Source organism: uncultured Gimesia sp. (assembly GCF_937919775.1).
In the GTDB taxonomy this organism is placed as follows: domain Bacteria; phylum Planctomycetota; class Planctomycetia; order Planctomycetales; family Planctomycetaceae; genus Gimesia.
In genome coordinates this window covers 1-16,401 of sequence record NZ_CALFPF010000637.1, presented here as the reverse complement: position 1 = coordinate 16,401, position 16,401 = coordinate 1, and the positions used below count along the sequence as shown (strand labels likewise).

The 16,401-nt window shown below is 49.2% G+C and carries 13 protein-coding genes; 2 read left to right on the top strand and 11 right to left on the bottom strand.

The window, feature by feature from the left end; translation table 11 throughout:
- Nucleotides 1-152: 152 nt before the first annotated feature.
- The 6 genes from Q0294_RS18260 to Q0294_RS18235 form a co-directional block, all read right to left on the bottom strand.
- On the bottom strand, nt 153-917 hold the full coding sequence (locus tag Q0294_RS18260; protein WP_299468318.1) for a DUF480 domain-containing protein: 765 nt from the start codon (nt 915-917) through the stop codon (nt 153-155).
- Nucleotides 918-971: 54 nt separating this feature from the next.
- Complete coding sequence (locus tag Q0294_RS18255; protein ID WP_299468316.1) at nt 972-1,856, bottom strand: M28 family peptidase; 885 nt, start codon at nt 1,854-1,856, stop codon at nt 972-974.
- Between the two features lie 97 nt (nt 1,857-1,953).
- Nucleotides 1,954-2,490 (bottom strand): tetratricopeptide repeat protein, encoded by a 537-nt coding sequence (locus tag Q0294_RS18250; RefSeq protein ID WP_299468314.1) that lies wholly within the window; start codon nt 2,488-2,490, stop codon nt 1,954-1,956.
- Nucleotides 2,491-2,595: 105 nt separating this feature from the next.
- Nucleotides 2,596-3,975, bottom strand: coding sequence for an MBL fold metallo-hydrolase (locus Q0294_RS18245; protein ID WP_299468312.1), 1,380 nt, complete (start codon nt 3,973-3,975; stop codon nt 2,596-2,598).
- A 24-nt stretch (nt 3,976-3,999) separates the two neighbouring features.
- A complete protein-coding gene (locus tag Q0294_RS18240; RefSeq protein WP_299468310.1) occupies nt 4,000-4,560 on the bottom strand; it encodes a rhodanese-like domain-containing protein in 561 nt (186 codons plus the stop codon).
- A 49-nt stretch (nt 4,561-4,609) separates the two neighbouring features.
- The gene (locus Q0294_RS18235) at nt 4,610-4,918 is read right to left on the bottom strand and encodes a metalloregulator ArsR/SmtB family transcription factor (protein WP_299468307.1); all 309 of its coding nucleotides are present in this window, start codon (nt 4,916-4,918) and stop codon (nt 4,610-4,612) included.
- A gap of 182 nt (nt 4,919-5,100) precedes the next feature.
- Between Q0294_RS18235 and Q0294_RS18230 the strand changes: the two genes are divergently transcribed.
- Nucleotides 5,101-6,012, top strand: a complete 912-nt coding sequence (locus tag Q0294_RS18230) for a metallophosphoesterase (RefSeq protein ID WP_299468305.1) — start codon at nt 5,101-5,103, stop codon at nt 6,010-6,012.
- 177 nt (nt 6,013-6,189) lie between these two features.
- On the opposite strand, the gene katG is transcribed toward Q0294_RS18230, so the two are convergent.
- On the bottom strand, nt 6,190-8,565 hold the full coding sequence (gene katG, locus Q0294_RS18225; RefSeq protein ID WP_299468303.1) for a catalase/peroxidase HPI: 2,376 nt from the start codon (nt 8,563-8,565) through the stop codon (nt 6,190-6,192).
- A 360-nt stretch (nt 8,566-8,925) separates the two neighbouring features.
- Between katG and Q0294_RS18220 the strand changes: the two genes are divergently transcribed.
- On the top strand, nt 8,926-10,434 hold the full coding sequence (locus Q0294_RS18220; protein ID WP_299468301.1) for an arylsulfatase: 1,509 nt from the start codon (nt 8,926-8,928) through the stop codon (nt 10,432-10,434).
- A gap of 36 nt (nt 10,435-10,470) precedes the next feature.
- Here Q0294_RS18220 and Q0294_RS18215 read toward each other — a convergent pair whose 3' ends face one another.
- The 4 genes from Q0294_RS18215 to Q0294_RS18200 all read right to left on the bottom strand — a co-directional run bounded on the left by Q0294_RS18215 (nt 10,471) and on the right by Q0294_RS18200 (nt 16,168).
- Nucleotides 10,471-11,661: an SGNH/GDSL hydrolase family protein gene (locus Q0294_RS18215; protein WP_299468299.1), complete on the bottom strand. Its 1,191-nt coding sequence runs from the start codon at nt 11,659-11,661 to the stop codon at nt 10,471-10,473.
- A gap of 200 nt (nt 11,662-11,861) precedes the next feature.
- Nucleotides 11,862-13,121, bottom strand: coding sequence for a PQQ-binding-like beta-propeller repeat protein (locus tag Q0294_RS18210; RefSeq protein WP_299468297.1), 1,260 nt, complete (start codon nt 13,119-13,121; stop codon nt 11,862-11,864).
- 122 nt (nt 13,122-13,243) lie between these two features.
- Nucleotides 13,244-14,722 carry a sulfatase-like hydrolase/transferase gene (locus Q0294_RS18205; RefSeq protein WP_299468295.1) on the bottom strand — a complete coding sequence of 493 codons (1,479 nt, stop codon included), beginning with the start codon at nt 14,720-14,722 and terminating at the stop codon, nt 13,244-13,246.
- Between the two features lie 138 nt (nt 14,723-14,860).
- On the bottom strand, nt 14,861-16,168 hold the full coding sequence (locus Q0294_RS18200) for an AMP-binding protein (RefSeq protein WP_299468293.1): 1,308 nt from the start codon (nt 16,166-16,168) through the stop codon (nt 14,861-14,863).
- Nucleotides 16,169-16,401: the final 233 nt, after the last annotated feature.

Here is a 16,401-nt window from a genome sequence, read left to right as displayed (position 1 = left end):
GATTTAGTGATCAGCAGTTGAGAAAATCGGATCCTGGATTAATTTCTTCGGTACTGAACTGAAGGGAAAGCAACGTAACTTGAGTTGATAAACATGCTTTATAATTTGTCATCGTTGTTCCTCTGTCAGGATTGATGTCCCGATCTCAGTCATTAACTGCCAAGTTCCTGTCTCAGTTCTGCGAACTGCCCGCTCAACAGTTGAAACGATTCCGTCAGTGTTTCCACCTGTTGTTTTAATGCCTGATTCTCGGACTGAAGTTGTTCAATCGAATCGCGAATCGTGCTCAATTCTGTGGAAGCGGTTTTCACAGCAGGCTGTTCACGCGATGTGATTTCTCTTTCAACAGGCTCATTTTCGAGTGAGGAATCAAAGCCCAGAGTTTTTCCTTCACTTTCCTGATACCAGTTATGATCGACTTCAATGCCGCGCCGTTCGATACTTCCATTCGATTGTACATATTTCTGGTCAAGAAGTCCCTTAAATTCCTCCCGTAACTGGTCCAACGTATCAATCGCTACCATGCGGCTGGCTCTGCCCCGCAGTTCACCCATTGTTTGACGGCCGCGCAACCAGAGTTCTGTCAGAATGGCAAGTTGGGGTTCCGTGAAATTGAAGCGATGCCGCATGTAATGCCGGTAGCGTTCAGAGCGACCGCCTTCAGAATGAATGACGGCCGCAATGCCGATCTCGCGGAGCGCTTCCAGTGTTTCAAAAACCTGGGCTTCACTGTAATGCGTAATCGGATCCCGGTTACTTTTTTGGTTGCAGCCGGTTGTGATCGCTTTCAATGTAAGAGGATACTGGTCGGGAGTCGTAAATGCTTTCTCCAGCAAAACACCGAGCACGCGGCGTTGTGGTTTAGTGAGCTCTGATATGTTGAGAAGTTTTTTTTCTTCCTGGGTCGCATCATTCATGTTTAGTCAATTAATCCTTATCGAGCAGAATGCAATAGTGACGAAAATTGAATTTTAATATCCGCAATGTAGTATCTGTTTTGCCGCTTCCAGGCTCCCTTGCGCCACTTTCGTGAGAAATTCAAAGTCGAGTGTGTCCACAGTATCTGTTGGTTGATGATAATGCGGATTACGCAGAAAACTGGTATCGGTAATCATTAATGCCGGGTAACCTGCGTCCCAGAAGGGGCTGTGATCACTCAAACGACTGGCCTGCAGCATCTCGCCATTTTCAGGAACCTGGAGTGTTTCAACGGGCAGATCGATTACCTTTTCCAAACCATACTGAAACGCGGCAATCAAATCAGTCGAGTTTTGATTGCCTACGACGGCGATAAAATCTCCGGTATCAGGATACATTCCCAGCAATTCTCTGGGTAATGCCTGGCTACCCGGTGTCGGATCGCAATAACCGAGCATTTCCAGCGAAACCATGCCACGTAAATCGGTCTGTTGTTCTTGATGCAGGCGGGCGTGTTCTGCGCCACCCAGCATCCCGTTTTCTTCCAGATCAAACGCAACCAGTTCGATGTCCCACTTCCAGGAGGGCTCTTTAATCAGAGGAAGCAGTCTTCCTATTTCCAGCAGAGTGGCAACAGCACTCGTATTATCGTCTGCTCCGGGGGATTCAGGGCGCGTATCAAGGTGAGCGCCAATACAAAACCGCGGTTTGCCGGTAGAGGTAAGTCCAGGGCGACGGGCAATCAGATTTTGTCCTGAAAAAGTCGTCAGCATCGAATCTTGTGACTGGAAGTGATGTCGTTCTACTTCCCAGCCTGATGACTCCAATTGCTGGATGACATATTGACGGGCCGCTTCCAGATCGGCGCTTTCTGCAGGGCGAGTGGTTCTGCAGAGCAACTCGCAATGCTGTTTCAGTCGACTTTGGTCAATATCCATGATTGTGGCTTTCGATTCCGTGAACTGCCAGAATACAATTGTAATTCCGATCTGCCTTTAGTTTACTCTGACAATCTGAAGGGCTGTAGCGACCATGCTATGTGTTTTGAGACGTTTTGTCTCCTGCGGATTCTATAATGAATTGAAAATCTTTGTCACCGAGCAGAGAATCGAAGTCTGGTTCTTCTTTAATTAAATTTTTTAATGCGGGTTCCATTCGCAATGAACGGTCCAGCCAGGAAAGCGCATTCGTTTTGTCACCCGCTAATGCGAAATAGCAGGATAGATTATAAAGCACGGTGGGTTCTTCAGCGTGGTGCTGATAAGCTTCTTCCATAATGGAAATCGCCAGCGGTAACTGATCGGTCCGTTTATAGCACCAGGCCATGCCCATCAGGGTTGTCAGGTTTTCAGGATCTTTCTCATATGCGTGCTGATAGGCTTCCAAGGCTTCGTTGTATCGCTTGGCCAGTTGTTGTGCCTGTCCTGCCAGACGATTGTATTTTTCCGAATCTCGGTCAGTGGAAGCGATTCGGGAAAGCTCCCGCAACGCCTGTTCTGGCATTTCGAGCATCAGATAACCTTCTGCGGCGTTGAGATACCGTTTTGGTCGCGAAGCAGGCAGGAGCACCATATGATAAAAACCTATCGATAAACAGAAAAACCTTTGCCCCATTTTAGTGGATCGAGCAAAGGTTTTTCTATTCAACCTGCGACGATATTTTGATCGTTCGTTAAATTAGGTGGCGACCGTCGTGAGCCAGGCTTTATAACCTCCAACCAGATCAAGCACATTTTCATATCCCTGCTTTTCGAGCAGGCTGGCGGCAATCGCCGAGCGATATCCGCCTTGGCAATGGACGATCACTGTCTGGTCGCGCGGGATTTCGGTAAGTCGTTCCGGCAGCTCATTTAATGGAATATTAATACTGTCGACGATATGCCCTGATTCCCATTCAGATCCGGAGCGAATGTCGATAATCGTGGCTTTTTCATCCAGTTCCTTCAATGCCTGGGCCGAAATCCGTTTTGTTTGCGAAACCAGTTCAGGCCGGTCTGTGAAGCTCATTAAACCGTCTTTCAGAAAACCTTTGACCTGATCAAAGCCGATACGTCCCAGACGTATCATCGCCTCTTCAATACGTTCGTCATCTTCGGCAATCACCAAAATGGGGGCTTGCTTATCAAGCATGGTTCCTGCCCATGTTGCATATCGGCCATCCAGTCCGATATTAATACTTCCTTTAAGGTGAGCTCCGGCAAATTCAGTGGCATCCCGCACATCGATGATCTGAGTATCGCTATTGCGCATTTCTAGAACTTCATCCAGCGTAAATGCATTCCAGGAAGCACTGATTGTCTCGGTTAATGTTTGTCTGTCTTTCCGATTCATGATCGCATCGTGGACAAAGTAACGCGGAGCTGCGGGGAGATCCGTAGTGACCATTTCGATAAAAGCCTGTTTGCTCATTGGCTGGAGAGCATAATTGTATTTTCGCTGTTCCCCTAATGTGGTCACCGACTCACTGCTTAACTGCTTTCCACACATTGAGCCGGCACCATGTGCCGGATAGACAAGCGTCTCATCAGGAAGTTTCAGGATTTTTTCATGCAGCGAATCATACAGCATACTTGCCAGTTCATCCGCTGTGACGCCGATCGAAGCCAGCAGGTCGGGCCGACCGACGTCTCCCAGAAACAGGGTGTCTCCGGTCAGGATCATTTTCGGCTGATTCGGATTTTCATTTAGATCATAGACCAGAATGGAAATTCCTTCAGGGGTATGTCCCGGAGTCTCCAGAGTGGATAATTTCACCGAACCCAGGATGAGATCGTCTCCGTCTGCCAGTGGGTGGAAAGGAAATTCGGCTTCTCCTTTGCTTCCCAGATAAATTTGAGCGCCGACTGCTTTCTCCAATTCAATATGACCCGCGATAAAGTCGGCGTGAAAGTGAGTCAGAATCACATGCTTAATCTGAAATCCATGCTCTCTGGCATCTTCCAGGTAGATTTCGATGTCTCTCTGGGGATCGACAACCACCGCTTCATGCGTTTCTTCATCGGCAATCATATAAGATGCCAGTGATAAACAATCCAGATAATATCGTTGAAAAAACATAGTGAGCTTCCTTATCAATCATTCTCATACATGACATTGTTTCTTTTCACTGCCTGAAACCTGATTCCAGGGCATTTTGGCGAGCATCATGGCCATTCCGCAGGTGTCTGTAATGCCGGCAAACATGAGTCCTGCTCCGACAAAAGCCGAGAGACCACTGAACCAGGGATTCACAAACATTCCCAGTAACGCTCCTGTCAGCACCAGAAAGCCGGCGGCAATACGTACCTGTCGTTCGAGAGAGATCGTCTTTTTCCCCCGCTCAACCGGCAGCCCTGCTTGATCCCAGGCTTTAGTTCCCCCTTCCACACTGACCACATGAGCAAGACCAGCATCAATGAGCTTCTGGCAGGCCTTGGTAGAACGATTTCCGCTTTGGCAAATTAGATACACGGGTTCTGAGAGATTCCCATTTTGCAGCTGTTTTACCTGCTCTACGTTCAAAGTATCCAAAGGCAAGTTAACGGCAATGGAAGCATGCACTTCCCGAAATTCTGCCGGAGTTCGAACATCGATTAATTCGACGCCTGTTTCCTGATGAAGTTTTGCCAATTCTGCTGGTTTGATTGTTTTTATTTCTGCCATTTTAAACCTCGTTATATCGCAATTATACGATATATTGTTAAAAAAAATATCAGGCTTGGAAAAAACGCCCTTCAATACAGTCCATCAATTTGTTCAAATGTGGTTCTGCGATCTGATAGTAGACGCTTCTTCCCTCACGTTCACTGATAAAAAAACCGCACCGCTGCATCAGTCTTAAATGCTCTGATGCCACGTTGCTTGGAATACCACAATCTTCTGCCAGCTCACCAACGGTATAACGACCTCGCAGGAGTAATTGCACAATTCGGATACGGGCAGGGTGCGCCAGAACTTTGAGACATTCTGCAGCCTCTTCCAATGCTTGCCCATTATAATCTGGAGTTTCTTTTAATTTCATGATTTTAGTTCCTCATATGCATAATATCGTGATGTTACGATATGTCAATGAAGATTATTTTCATTTTTTCAGAATTATTTGAAACCGGGAATTCATTTTTTCGACATTGATTCTTCATAAAAGTCTGTCAAAATAAGGACTTATGATATTAACCAGAAACTTTTTTTATCGAGGTCATCCGGATGCATCAACCCACCGAGTCACTGGGAAGACGTGCTTTCCTCAAAAATGGCGCCTTATTTCTGGCAGGACTTTCTGCCCCTTCGGTGAAGCTGTTATCGGTCCGTGCCGATGAGTCCCGCAAAAGAGGCGCTGTACGGATCGGTTTAGTGACTGATCTCCATTATGCAGATAAACCGCCTGCAGGCTCCCGTCATTATCGTGAGACGATTACCAAGTTGAAAGAAGTCATTGATCGTTTTCAAAGTGATGAACCCGAATTTGTGGTATTTCATGGAGACCTGATCGATTCCGGAGACTCACTGGATCAGGAAAAACTTCATTTGCAGACGATCGTCAAAGCGATCTCTGCGATTCCTTTTCCCAAACATTATGTTCTGGGAAACCATTGTGTTGATCAATTAAAGAAAGTGGAATTTCTACAGGGGGTGGGGCAGAAAGACTCCTATTATTCTTTTGATAAGAACGGCTTTCATTTTGTTGTGCTTGATTCCTGTTTCAAAAGTGATGGCACTCCTTATGGCCGTCGCAATTTCAAATGGACCGATGCCAATGTTCCGGAACCAGAACTGCAATGGTTGCAGGCCGATTTGAAACAGACCGCACATCCCACGATCGTTTTTGCGCATCAGCCGCTTGATCTGGAAGATACTGATGCTCATGCAGTCAAAAATTCATCAGTAGTGCGTCAAGTGCTGGAAGAATCGGGCAAAGTCGCAGCCGTCTTCCAGGGGCACAGCCATCGAAATCATTATTCGGAAATCGCAGACATTCATTACTGCACGATGGTTGCCATGGTGGAAGGATCGGGACTTTCGAATAACGGCTACAGTATGCTGGATGTTTTCGAAGATGGTTCCCTGGTACTGAACGGGTTCAGAAAGCAGCAGGATTATCGCTGGGGTCGGGAATAATCGTACCGAGTTTCTCTACGAAGAATTGATATCTTTCGCAGAGATGGAACAAGGTGGAATCGATTGAGATTCACCACCTTGTTCCATATAGCCGCAATTTCAGTCATACCCTTCCATTAGCGCGACTCATCGACTCTCCCCGTCGATAAGTCGACTCGCTAATCTGAATGATCAGCATCAGCGCAGTACCAGTGGTTTAGACGCTTTCTGCAGAGCGGGATCCAAGTCGAATCGATCGAGATTCATCACCTTATTCCAGGCAGCCACGAAGTCATTGACAAACTTCTGCTGTCCGTCTTCGCTGGCATACACTTCCGCGATGGCACGCAGTTGTGAGTTCGAACCGAACACCAGATCGACGGAACTGGCCGTCCATTTGACCTGGCCCGTCTTGCGATCCCGCCCTTCGAAGAAGTGGTCGCACATGGGAGACTTCTGCCACTTCGTGTTCATGTCGAGCAGGTTCACAAAGAAGTCATTGGTCAACGTTTCCGGTCGCTTGGTGAAGACACCCATTCCCGGAACTCCAACATTCGTATCGAGCACCCGCATGCCGCCGACGAGCACAGCCATCTCCGGTGCAGTCAACGTGAGCAGGTTAGCACGATCGACCAGCATCTCTTCCGCAGGTCGGTCGAATTGAGTACCGTGATCCAGGTAGTTACGAAACCCGTCTGCCTGCGGTTCCAGCACCGCAAAGGACGCGACGTCGGTCATCGCCTGCGATGCATCAGTACGTCCTGGTGCGAAAGGAACCTGAACTGTATGCCCGTCTTTTTTCGCCGCTTCCTCAACCGCCGCACATCCGCCCAGAACAATCAGATCTGCCAGCGAGACTTTTTTGCCGTCGGACTGTGCGCTGTTAAATTCTGATTGAATCTGCTCCAGCTTCGGCAGTACTTTTGCGAGTGCTTCCGGATTGTTGACTTTCCAGTCTTTCTGAGGAGCGAGACGAATGCGGGCCCCGTTGGCACCACCGCGGCTGTCACTGCCACGGAAGGTAGACGCCGACGCCCATGCGGTCGAAACCAGTTGGGGAATCGACAGATCCGCGGCCAGGATTTTCGCCTTGAGGGTAGCGATATCCTGCTGATCGATCAATTTGTGATCGGCAGCCGGAACGGGATCTTGCCACAACTGCGCTGCTGGGACCTCTGGACCGAGGCATTTTGAAACGGGCCCCATGTCGCGGTGGGTCAGTTTATACCACGCCTTGGCGAAGGCGGCGGCGAACTGGTCCGGATTCTCATGGAAACGTTTGGAAATCTTCGCATAGGCTGGATCCCTCTTTAATGCCAGGTCGGTCGTGAACATCATCGGGGCATGCGACTTGGCGGGATCGTGCGCATCAGGCACGGTTCCTTTGGCAGAGTCCTCTTTCGGAGTCCACTGCTGCGCACCCGCCGGACTTTTCGTCAGTTCCCATTCATAGCCAAACAGGTTATTGAAATAACCGTTCGACCACTGGATTGGGGTAGAGGTCCAGGCGCCTTCCAGGCCGCTGGTGATGGTGTCGTCCGCATTGCCTGTTCCAAATTTGTTCTTCCAGCCGAGCCCTTGTTCCGCAAGACCGGCGCCCTCTGGTTCAGGCCCCACGTTCCCCTTGGGGCTGGCGGCACCATGCGCTTTTCCGAAGGTGTGTCCGCCGGCAATCAGAGCAACCGTCTCTTCATCATTCATCGCCATGTTGCCGAACGTTTCCCGAATCGCCTGTGCTGCAGCGAGTGGATCCGGCTTACCGCCGGGGCCTTCCGGATTCACATAGATCAAACCCATCTGAGTGGCGGCGAGAGGATTGTCGAGTTTTTTATCATCTTTGTAACGCTGGCTCCCCAGCCACTCGCTTTCCGGTCCCCAGTAAACATCTTTTTGTGGCTCCCAGACATCTTCACGACCACCGGCGAATCCAAACGTCTTGAACCCCATCGACTCCAGGGCGCAGTTACCAGTTAAGACCATCAGGTCGGCCCAGGAAATCTTTCGACCGTATTTTTGTTTAATCGGCCAGAGCAACCGCCGCGCTTTATCCAGGTTTGCATTGTCGGGCCAGCTGTTGAGTGGTGCGAAGCGTTGTGTGCCATCCGATGCACCGCCGCGACCGTCGGCCACACGATAGGTACCCGCACTGTGCCAGGCCATCCGAATGAATAGCGGCCCATAGTGCCCGTAATCGGCGGGCCACCAGTCCTGTGAGGTGGTCATCAACTCTTTGATGTCCTTCTTCACTGCAGCCAGATCGAGTTTCTGGAACTCTGCGGCGTAATTGAAATCCGCACCCATCGGATTACTCTTGAGTGAATTCTGATGCAGGATATCCAGGTTCAACTGGTTCGGCCACCAGTCCCCATTCGACATACCTCCCGCTGCGGTGTGCCTCTGCGACGGAGTTTTTTGTCCGCCCATCACAGGGCACTTACTGATATCCTGTTTGTCGCCTGCCTGTTTCCCGCCGTCTTTAATGAGGGGGGGGTGATTCTGGGCGAATGCGATCGATGCAATGCACAGCATCGCACAGCTCGATATGACACGAGCGCAGTGTGTTGATCTGGTCATGATCTCTCCTCGAATATGGTTGAAATGGATCGGTTTGAATGCGGACTTGTGAATCCTCTTTATGCCATTATTGGCGCGGTCAACCAATAAAGCCAATGCATTGTAGTGATAGGTGCTATACGCGGGGTGCATCGTAGACTCTAAGCCGATTCGAAGTCCGTATTACCCAGCTTTTCATCCATTAGTGGCGGACATCGGTATCTATCACGCTGGCTATGATTCAATTAAGACGTTGCCCGCCAGTTAGCTCAACGTATGACTGTCATTTTTTTATCTCGCTTGACCAGGCGGACCTCGTCACTGATACTAACAGGAATAACTTAACAAACCCACAGAAAATACTTCCTTAGAGGTATCATCATGCAAGCTGCGACAGTGCTTTACCAGTTTGAAGTGAAATCGAGAACAGCAACATTCGTTCTGACTCTTTCCATTCTGGCTCTGATTCTCTTACCGCAAGACACAGCGTACGCTGCTGATAAAACGCGAGATCCGAATATTGTTTTCATTATCGCCGATGATCTGGGCTATCAGGAACTGGGATGTTATGGTCAGAAGTGGATTCAAACGCCGCACATCGACCAGATCGCAAAAAATGGGATTCGGTTTACGCAGTTCTATTCAGGCAATGCTGTCTGCGCCCCTTCCCGCTGCAATCTCATGACGGGAAAACATCCCGGCCACGCCTACGTTCGCAATAATGGTAAACCGGAATATGTGCAGCATTTGAAAGACAAAGAAGGTTGGGAATATCCCGGTCAACATCCGATTCCTGATGCGGAAGTCACCATTGCCGAAATGCTGAAGCAGAAAAAGTATGCCACCGGTGCGATGGGGAAATGGGGGCTCGGACACTTCGGCACAACCGGTGATCCGAATCGCCAGGGCTTTGATCTGTTTTATGGATTCAACTGTCAGGTGCATGCCCACAATCATTACTCCAAATTTCTCTGGCGCAACCACGAGAAAGAAATTCTGTCTGGGAATGACCGGACGCTCTACGGCGAGACGTATTCTCAGGATAAGTTTGTAGAAAACGGACTCGCTTTTATTCGCGCGCATCAAGATCAGCCGTTCTTTCTGTATCTGCCTTTCGCGATTCCGCACCTGGCGATTCAGGTTCCGGAAAAATCGTTGGCTAAATATCGGGGGAAAATTCCGGAAGCAGACTATCAACACCGCGGCTATATCAAGCACCCGCATCCGCGAGCCGGTTACGCGGCCATGGTCTCTCATATGGATGAAGGCATTGGTCAAATCATGTCGCTGCTGAAGGAATTGAAACTGGACAACAATACGATTGTCTTTTTCACGTCGGATAATGGGCCGACCTATGATCGACTGGGGGGAACAGATTCGCTGTTTTTCGAATCCGCGGGGCCCTGGCGCGGTTTTAAAGGCAGCCTGTATGAAGGCGGGATTCGCGTCCCTTTAGTGGTACAGTGGCCTAGTCATATTTCACCGGGAGAAGTCACCGATCATCTGTCTGCCTTCTGGGATGTGATGCCCACCATTGCCGATATAACAGGTACGAAAGCACCCAGTGACATTGATGGCATCAGTTTTCTGGCTACTTTATTAGGAAAACCGCAACAGCAGAAACAGCATGAATATCTTTACTGGGAATTCCCGGCGTACACAGGCCAACAGGCCGTGCACATGGGAGACTGGAAAGGGGTTCGCCAGAATCTGTTGCGGAAGAAAAACCCGCAAATGAAGATTGAACTTTACAATCTCAAAACTGATCCGGGCGAACAGCACGATGTCGCCGACCAAAACCCGGAAGTAGTCGCCCGTATCAAAACGATTATGAAAACGGGCCGTACTACTTCGGAGATGTTTCCTTTTCCGGCGCTGGATCAGCAATAAGTCGAATCAAAATACTTTGTGTCAGGTTTGGAAGTCCTATTTTGAGACTTCCTTGATCCAGCAAAACAGACTGTCACCGATCTGCAGGTATCCTTCAGTTGAGGGGTGGACGGCGTTGTTTTGTCGGACTGTCTCAAGCGGCGTGCGAGAATTCCAGGTTATACTTTTCGCGGGATAGTTGTGCACGCAATCCAGATTGACGTGCGTCGGTACCAGATAAATCTGTTTCTCCAGTTTGTCGCCGAAATGCTGAGCCAGACGCTCTGCCACACGATGTTGATTGCGCTTGTATTGCCAACGTGTTTGCTGGCGACCGTTTGAGGTACCAAACGCGTCCTGAGTCGCTGCGGGGGGAACGGGCAGCATGAAACCGATTTTCGTCTGCGGACTATAATCATGAATCATCTTCACCAGTAGATCCAGATGATTGATCATCGTATCTGTTCGCTCTTCAATTGTTTCGTCAGTGGCCGAGTAGACATCATTCGGACCAAGGAAGATCGTGACGAGGTCCGGGGCTTTCCCTTCGTTGAACTCTTTACAGTAGCGGGGAAAGTCGAGTTTGGGTTTACCGTTTTCATCCGCATATAAAAACGGGCTGCCTCGTTCCCGGTAGTTTCCGGTGCGTGCGGTTTCGGTGAAATGTGTCGCAAAGCGAACAGCAGTCCAGCCTCCATAGCCTTCATGTTGCACGCCAGGGTCGTTGTTAGGATTATGCGACCCAATGAACTTCAGAGACGGCCCCTGAAAATTCTGGCTGAGATCCCGCACGTGTTTGGGATAAATTGAATTGTGCGTCAAACTGTCTCCAATCATGAGCAGACTGAGAGATTTTCCTTTACCCGCATCCTTGGGAACCACGCGGAGGATCGACTTTTGCGAGGCGATGATCTGATTGTTCTGGTCAAGTACATTCAATGTGAATTGGTAATCGCCGACTTCCTTCTCCTCGGGGGTGAAGGTCCAGCGTTCTGATTGCAGATGGCCTTTATTGCAGTGTACGTCAAACACATAGTTGGCAGGATTAATGACCAGCGCCACATTGTCAAAATACACGCTGGTTTCAATTCCGGGGACGGTGTAGATGGTCGCAGGCAGAATCAGCCTTAAAGGATCTTGAATCTGCTGTTCGGTTTCGGGTTTCACCGAATCTTCTGCAGGGGAAGTATTGATCTGTTGGAGCAGGATCAGGTTGAGGAGTAGTGCGAATTGAAGTACCGTTTTCATGTTGATTCCATCAGGTATGCGGTGTTTCTGATCTGTCAAAAAAATCAGTATGATTTCCAGAATTGATCCGACCCGGATTGGACAGGATCAGGCGAGCGAGTCCATCCTGATTTTCTAAGGTTCATTTAGGCATAAAAGAACTCGAAAAAAGAGGGACAGGTTTGTGGCCTGTCCCTCTGATTGTGATGAAGAGTGGCAGATTATTTCTTGCCAATGCAGTAGAGTTTGTCGGTCATCTTCAGATAAACTTTTCCATCTGAGAAAACGGGAGTCGCTAAGGCAAATCCTTCGAGAGGATTTTCCGAGACCAGTTTGAATTCATCGCCTTGCTCCAGAACAAAAGTGGTGCCATCTTCTCTGGTGACATAAATGTGACCGTCTGCGAGGATCGGTGAAGCACTGAACTTGTGACGGCTGCGGGGCAGATGATCGCCCCAGATTTTTTTTCCGGTTTTAACATCAAAACAGAGCACATCGCCTTTATCCGCACAGATATAGAAGCGGCCGTTGATGGCGGCTGGTGTCGGGACATCCGAGAATTCCCCTTTTTCTTCAGTCGTCCAGACAACATTGGATTTAGTAACGTCGCCGGTTCCGCCTAACTTGATCCCGGTAATGGAACTACCGCGTGCGTAGGGGGCAACGAGATAACCATCGCTGACAACAGGCGAGGAGATCGAGCGAAAGTATTTATGCTGTGTTGGGTTCAATCCGCCGACCCGCCAGAGTTCTTTACCGGACTGGGCGTCGTGTGCAGTGACGTGGTCTGCGCCGAGTACATAAATGATTTCTTTACCATTTTGATTTACGACGATCGGAGTGGAATAACTCTGGTTGGCTTCTTCCGGGGCATTCAGATTTCGATCCTGTTTCCAGACTTCTTTACCCGTTGCTTTATCAAAGGCGACGAGATAAGAGTTGTCACTCTGCATGCAGGCGACGACAACCAGATTTTTCGTCAAAACGGGAGACGTTCCCAAGTCCCACCAGAGTGTATCTTCGCCATAAATTTTCTGCAGGTTTTTCTGCCAGACAATTTTGCCTTCCTTATTGAGACAGGCTAAATCACCACTCTTGAAGTAAGTGAAGACGTACTGGTCATCGGTGGCTGGGGAAGGGCTGCTGCCACTTCCTTTTTTATGCTTACCGGCGCGCTCGGTACCGAAATCGACGTGCCATTTTTCTTTTCCGGTATTTTTATCCAAGCAGAGGGCTCGGTTTTTTCCCTCTGTGGTCGTTGTCAGGAACAGGTCGTCTCCCCAGATCACGGGGGTCGAACCGCTGACACCGGGAAATTCCACTTCCCAGAGAATGTTTTTTGCACTGTCCCAGGCTACGGGATAGCCGCTCCCTTCTGCGACGCCGTTAGAAGTCGGTCCGCGCCAGCCAGGCCAGTTTCCGGCGAGTGTCGTCGAAGCGATGAACAGGGTGAGAGTGGCTGCTGCCAATAAAGCTTTCATATGGTTACCTCAGACTGTGTTAATCTTTATTTGAATTTATTTGGGGAGTCACTTCATTTGTCGCAGGCTGGAAACGTACTCACGGGGAGAGCGTTGATTATAGCATGGGCCGAAAACCAATTTCATTCAGAATCGAAGTATTTTTCCACGATCCAGCGAGGTTGGTGCTGATCCGGTTTTCGCTTTCTGCCTGTTAAATCGATGGTTTCAGGCTGGGGATGATCAGATGTGAGCGGTTGATTATCGTCCGTTTTCTGCTGCCAGTTCTTCAGGAGCGTCAGCATCTTCTGTACGCGTTCCTTCTGTTCCGGATTTTGAGAGAGATCCTGCAGTTCGTGAGGATCTTGTTTGAGATCAAATAGTTGCGTCTTATTGATTTGCGGATAACGAATCAATTTCCAGCGATCATCGCGGACTGCCCGCATTAAATTTTCATAAGTTGTAAACAGAGAGTCGCGGACCCGATCGGTTTTGCCTCTCCAGATCGGAGCCAGATCAGAGCCTTCGACACCCGCGGGAACCTGTGTGTGGGTTAAGTCGCAGACTGTCGGAAAGATGTCGTACAAATAAACCAGTGCATTGCTGGATTCGTTTTGAGGAATGCCGGGGCCTTTGAAAATCAGCGGTGACTTCATGCTGTGTTCATACAGATTCTGTTTTCCCAGCAAGCCATGACTGCCGAGGGCGAGCCCATGATCGGAAGAGAAAATAACGATCGTGTTTTCGTCTAAGCCCTTTTCTTTAAGTGTATTCAGGATACGGCCAATCTGTGAGTCCATATCGGTGATCATTCCATAGTATTCTGCAAGTTGCTCGCGGATGATTTCCGGTTGTCGCGGCCAGCCTGTTAACACTTCATCCCGGCCGGTCATCCAGCCATTGTTAAATGGATGTTGGGACATGAAATTTTTGGGTAAAGGGGGCCGCACGTTTTCATAAACTTTCATTGCGGCAGCCGGAGGCATTCGCGGATCGTGAGGTGAAGTGAAAGCGACGTAGGCGTAGAAGGGTTCGTCCTGAGGATGCTCGTTCAAAAAATCAACGGCTGCATCGACAAACAGTTCATTCGAGAATTTGACGCCGATCCGTTTGTTTTCAAATTTTCCGTCCTTCAAGTCAACGACGGGAACTTTTAAGTGGTTCGACATGCCCCCGATAAAAACAGCGGTCCCTGTCGTAAAACTTTTCTGAAATGAATCACTTTGATTGTGCCATTTACCCGTTCCAAACGTGGTATAACCGGCCTGCTTCAATAATTGCGGCAGCGTGATGACGCCTTTGAGATCCATGGGAACATGATAAAGTGTGCGTCCACTGTTGAGCATGGCCCGGCTGGGCTGGCAGACAGCACCATGAATCGAGCCCATACAAAAGGCATTCCGAAAACTGAAACCGGTTCTGACCAGTTGGTCCAGATTCGGAGTTCGGATATGAGGGTTGTCATAAGCAGACAGGGCATCGGCCCGCTGGTCATCACTGAAGAGAAACAGAATATTGGGACGCGATTTCTTTTGTGAGTCTGCCCAGGTCTGATTTGCGGTGAGGAATGTTCCCAGGAAGATCAGTAAAACAATCAAAGAATTTCGCAGGCGTGCAGTCATGGTGGGTATTCCCGGAAGGTATTGAGCGACGGTATATTCTAATCTGGAAGAATATTTATCTTACTGAAACGTGAGCCAAAGTTCGAATTACAGCACCTTTCTTTGGTGAGTTCCTGCAAATTTATTTGATGTTCAAAATCAGTCAATTTTGAAGAAACGGCGGCCTTTGAGCTCGAAACGTGGCAAGGCGCCGGGAGCGACCGTGGAGACTTCCGCATGGAAGTTCAGGCGGTCCTTAATTGCATTGCTGACTTCGTGTATGATCTGTTTCTGCTGTTCTTCTGTCGCGAGGGACTCAATTGGTTCGAGTTCAATTTTCATATGCTGCATCGAACGGATCGTACGCACTTCAATCCGATATTCCGCCACCTGATTGAAGGTACGAAGTATCGCTTCCAGACTGGAGGGGAACACGTTGTTGCCGCGAATGATGACCATATCGTCGGCACGGCCCAGAATGCCGCCTTTTAATCGCAGTAATGATCGCCCCGAGGGACACGCACTCGTATCTTCACAAACCAGATCACCCGTACGATAACGAATCAAAGGAGAACCAAGTCGTCCCAGATTGGTGATGATCAACTCACCCTGTTCTCCTTTTTCAACAGGTTGTAGGGTTTCTGAGTTCACAATTTCGGCGATGCATTCGGTTTCGAGAATGTTTAAGGTTCCCGGATTTTCCAGAGGTTCAATGCCCAGTGCGCCAATTTCGGTCATGCCCCAATGATCGAATACGCGCGCTCCCCAGGCCTGGCCGATACGGAGTTTGGTGGCAGCAATGTTGCCCCCCGGTTCGCCGGCGACGATTAAGGCACGCACACGACTGCCGGCGAGATTGATGTTTTCTGCTTCCGCGACTTCGGCCAGACGGAGCGCATAAGTGGGCGTGCAGCAGACGGCAGTAATGTGATTGTCCAGAATCATCTGCAGCCGGGCTTCACTTCCCATGCCTCCGCCTGCCAGACAAAAATTACCTCGTCTTGTGGCTCCTTCAAAGGCGGCCCAGAATCCGACGAACGGACCAAACGAGAAAGGGAAAAACAACCGGTCTTCAGGATAGAGCCCCACCATGCGATAAATCTGTGCCCAGCATTCTCCAAACCAGTCCCAACTTGCTTTCGTATCCAGCCAGCGCATGGGAGAACCGGTTGTTCCCGATGTTTGGTGCATGCGGGTGTATTTTTCTACAGGATACGTCAAATTCGAGCCATAAGGCGGATGGGCCAGATGATCTGCCACTAATTCCGATTTTGTCGTGACCGGCAATTTCTGCAGATCAGACAGGCTTTGAATCGATTCTACAGCAACTCCGGCAGACTCCCATTTTTTGCGCCAGAAGGAATTCGTGACTGACACTTCTTTCAGAAGTTCTTGCAAACGTTGCACTTGGCGTGCTTCGATTGCTTCCCGATTCTGGTTTTCCGGCAGATTTTGTGGCTCATTCATAAAATTACTTGTTTGATTCGTTCAGAGGCATCAGAGGTGGTTATTTCAAGATACCCCTTATTCTGCCGCAACTTGAATGAATTTCCAACCTAAAGAGCAATCAACGGCAGAAAATATCGTCGGGAAAGTGGTGGGGGACAATTGTTGAAAGCAGTTGTCAATTAAAGAGTTATTGAAGTGAAACTATCTAACATGATCAATTCAACAACCACTCAAGTCATGAAATGGGGAGG

What these genes read in the sequence shown, in the direction of transcription:
- katG (WP_299468303.1), bottom strand. Translation starts at nt 8,565, where the DNA reads ATGACCAGATCAACACACTGCGCTCGTGTCATATCGAGCTGTGCGATG.
- Q0294_RS18240 (WP_299468310.1), bottom strand. Translation starts at nt 4,560, where the DNA reads ATGGCAGAAATAAAAACAATCAAACCAGCAGAATTGGCAAAACTTCAT.
- Q0294_RS18200 (WP_299468293.1), bottom strand. Translation starts at nt 16,168, where the DNA reads ATGAATGAGCCACAAAATCTGCCGGAAAACCAGAATCGGGAAGCAATC.
- Q0294_RS18220 (WP_299468301.1), top strand. Translation starts at nt 8,926, where the DNA reads ATGCAAGCTGCGACAGTGCTTTACCAGTTTGAAGTGAAATCGAGAACA.
- Q0294_RS18245 (WP_299468312.1), bottom strand. Translation starts at nt 3,975, where the DNA reads ATGTTTTTTCAACGATATTATCTGGATTGTTTATCACTGGCATCTTAT.
- Q0294_RS18235 (WP_299468307.1), bottom strand. Translation starts at nt 4,918, where the DNA reads ATGAAATTAAAAGAAACTCCAGATTATAATGGGCAAGCATTGGAAGAG.
- Q0294_RS18255 (WP_299468316.1), bottom strand. Translation starts at nt 1,856, where the DNA reads ATGGATATTGACCAAAGTCGACTGAAACAGCATTGCGAGTTGCTCTGC.
- Q0294_RS18210 (WP_299468297.1), bottom strand. Translation starts at nt 13,121, where the DNA reads ATGAAAGCTTTATTGGCAGCAGCCACTCTCACCCTGTTCATCGCTTCG.
- Q0294_RS18205 (WP_299468295.1), bottom strand. Translation starts at nt 14,722, where the DNA reads ATGACTGCACGCCTGCGAAATTCTTTGATTGTTTTACTGATCTTCCTG.
- Q0294_RS18230 (WP_299468305.1), top strand. Translation starts at nt 5,101, where the DNA reads ATGCATCAACCCACCGAGTCACTGGGAAGACGTGCTTTCCTCAAAAAT.
- Q0294_RS18260 (WP_299468318.1), bottom strand. Translation starts at nt 917, where the DNA reads ATGAATGATGCGACCCAGGAAGAAAAAAAACTTCTCAACATATCAGAG.
- Q0294_RS18215 (WP_299468299.1), bottom strand. Translation starts at nt 11,661, where the DNA reads ATGAAAACGGTACTTCAATTCGCACTACTCCTCAACCTGATCCTGCTC.
- Q0294_RS18250 (WP_299468314.1), bottom strand. Translation starts at nt 2,490, where the DNA reads ATGGTGCTCCTGCCTGCTTCGCGACCAAAACGGTATCTCAACGCCGCA.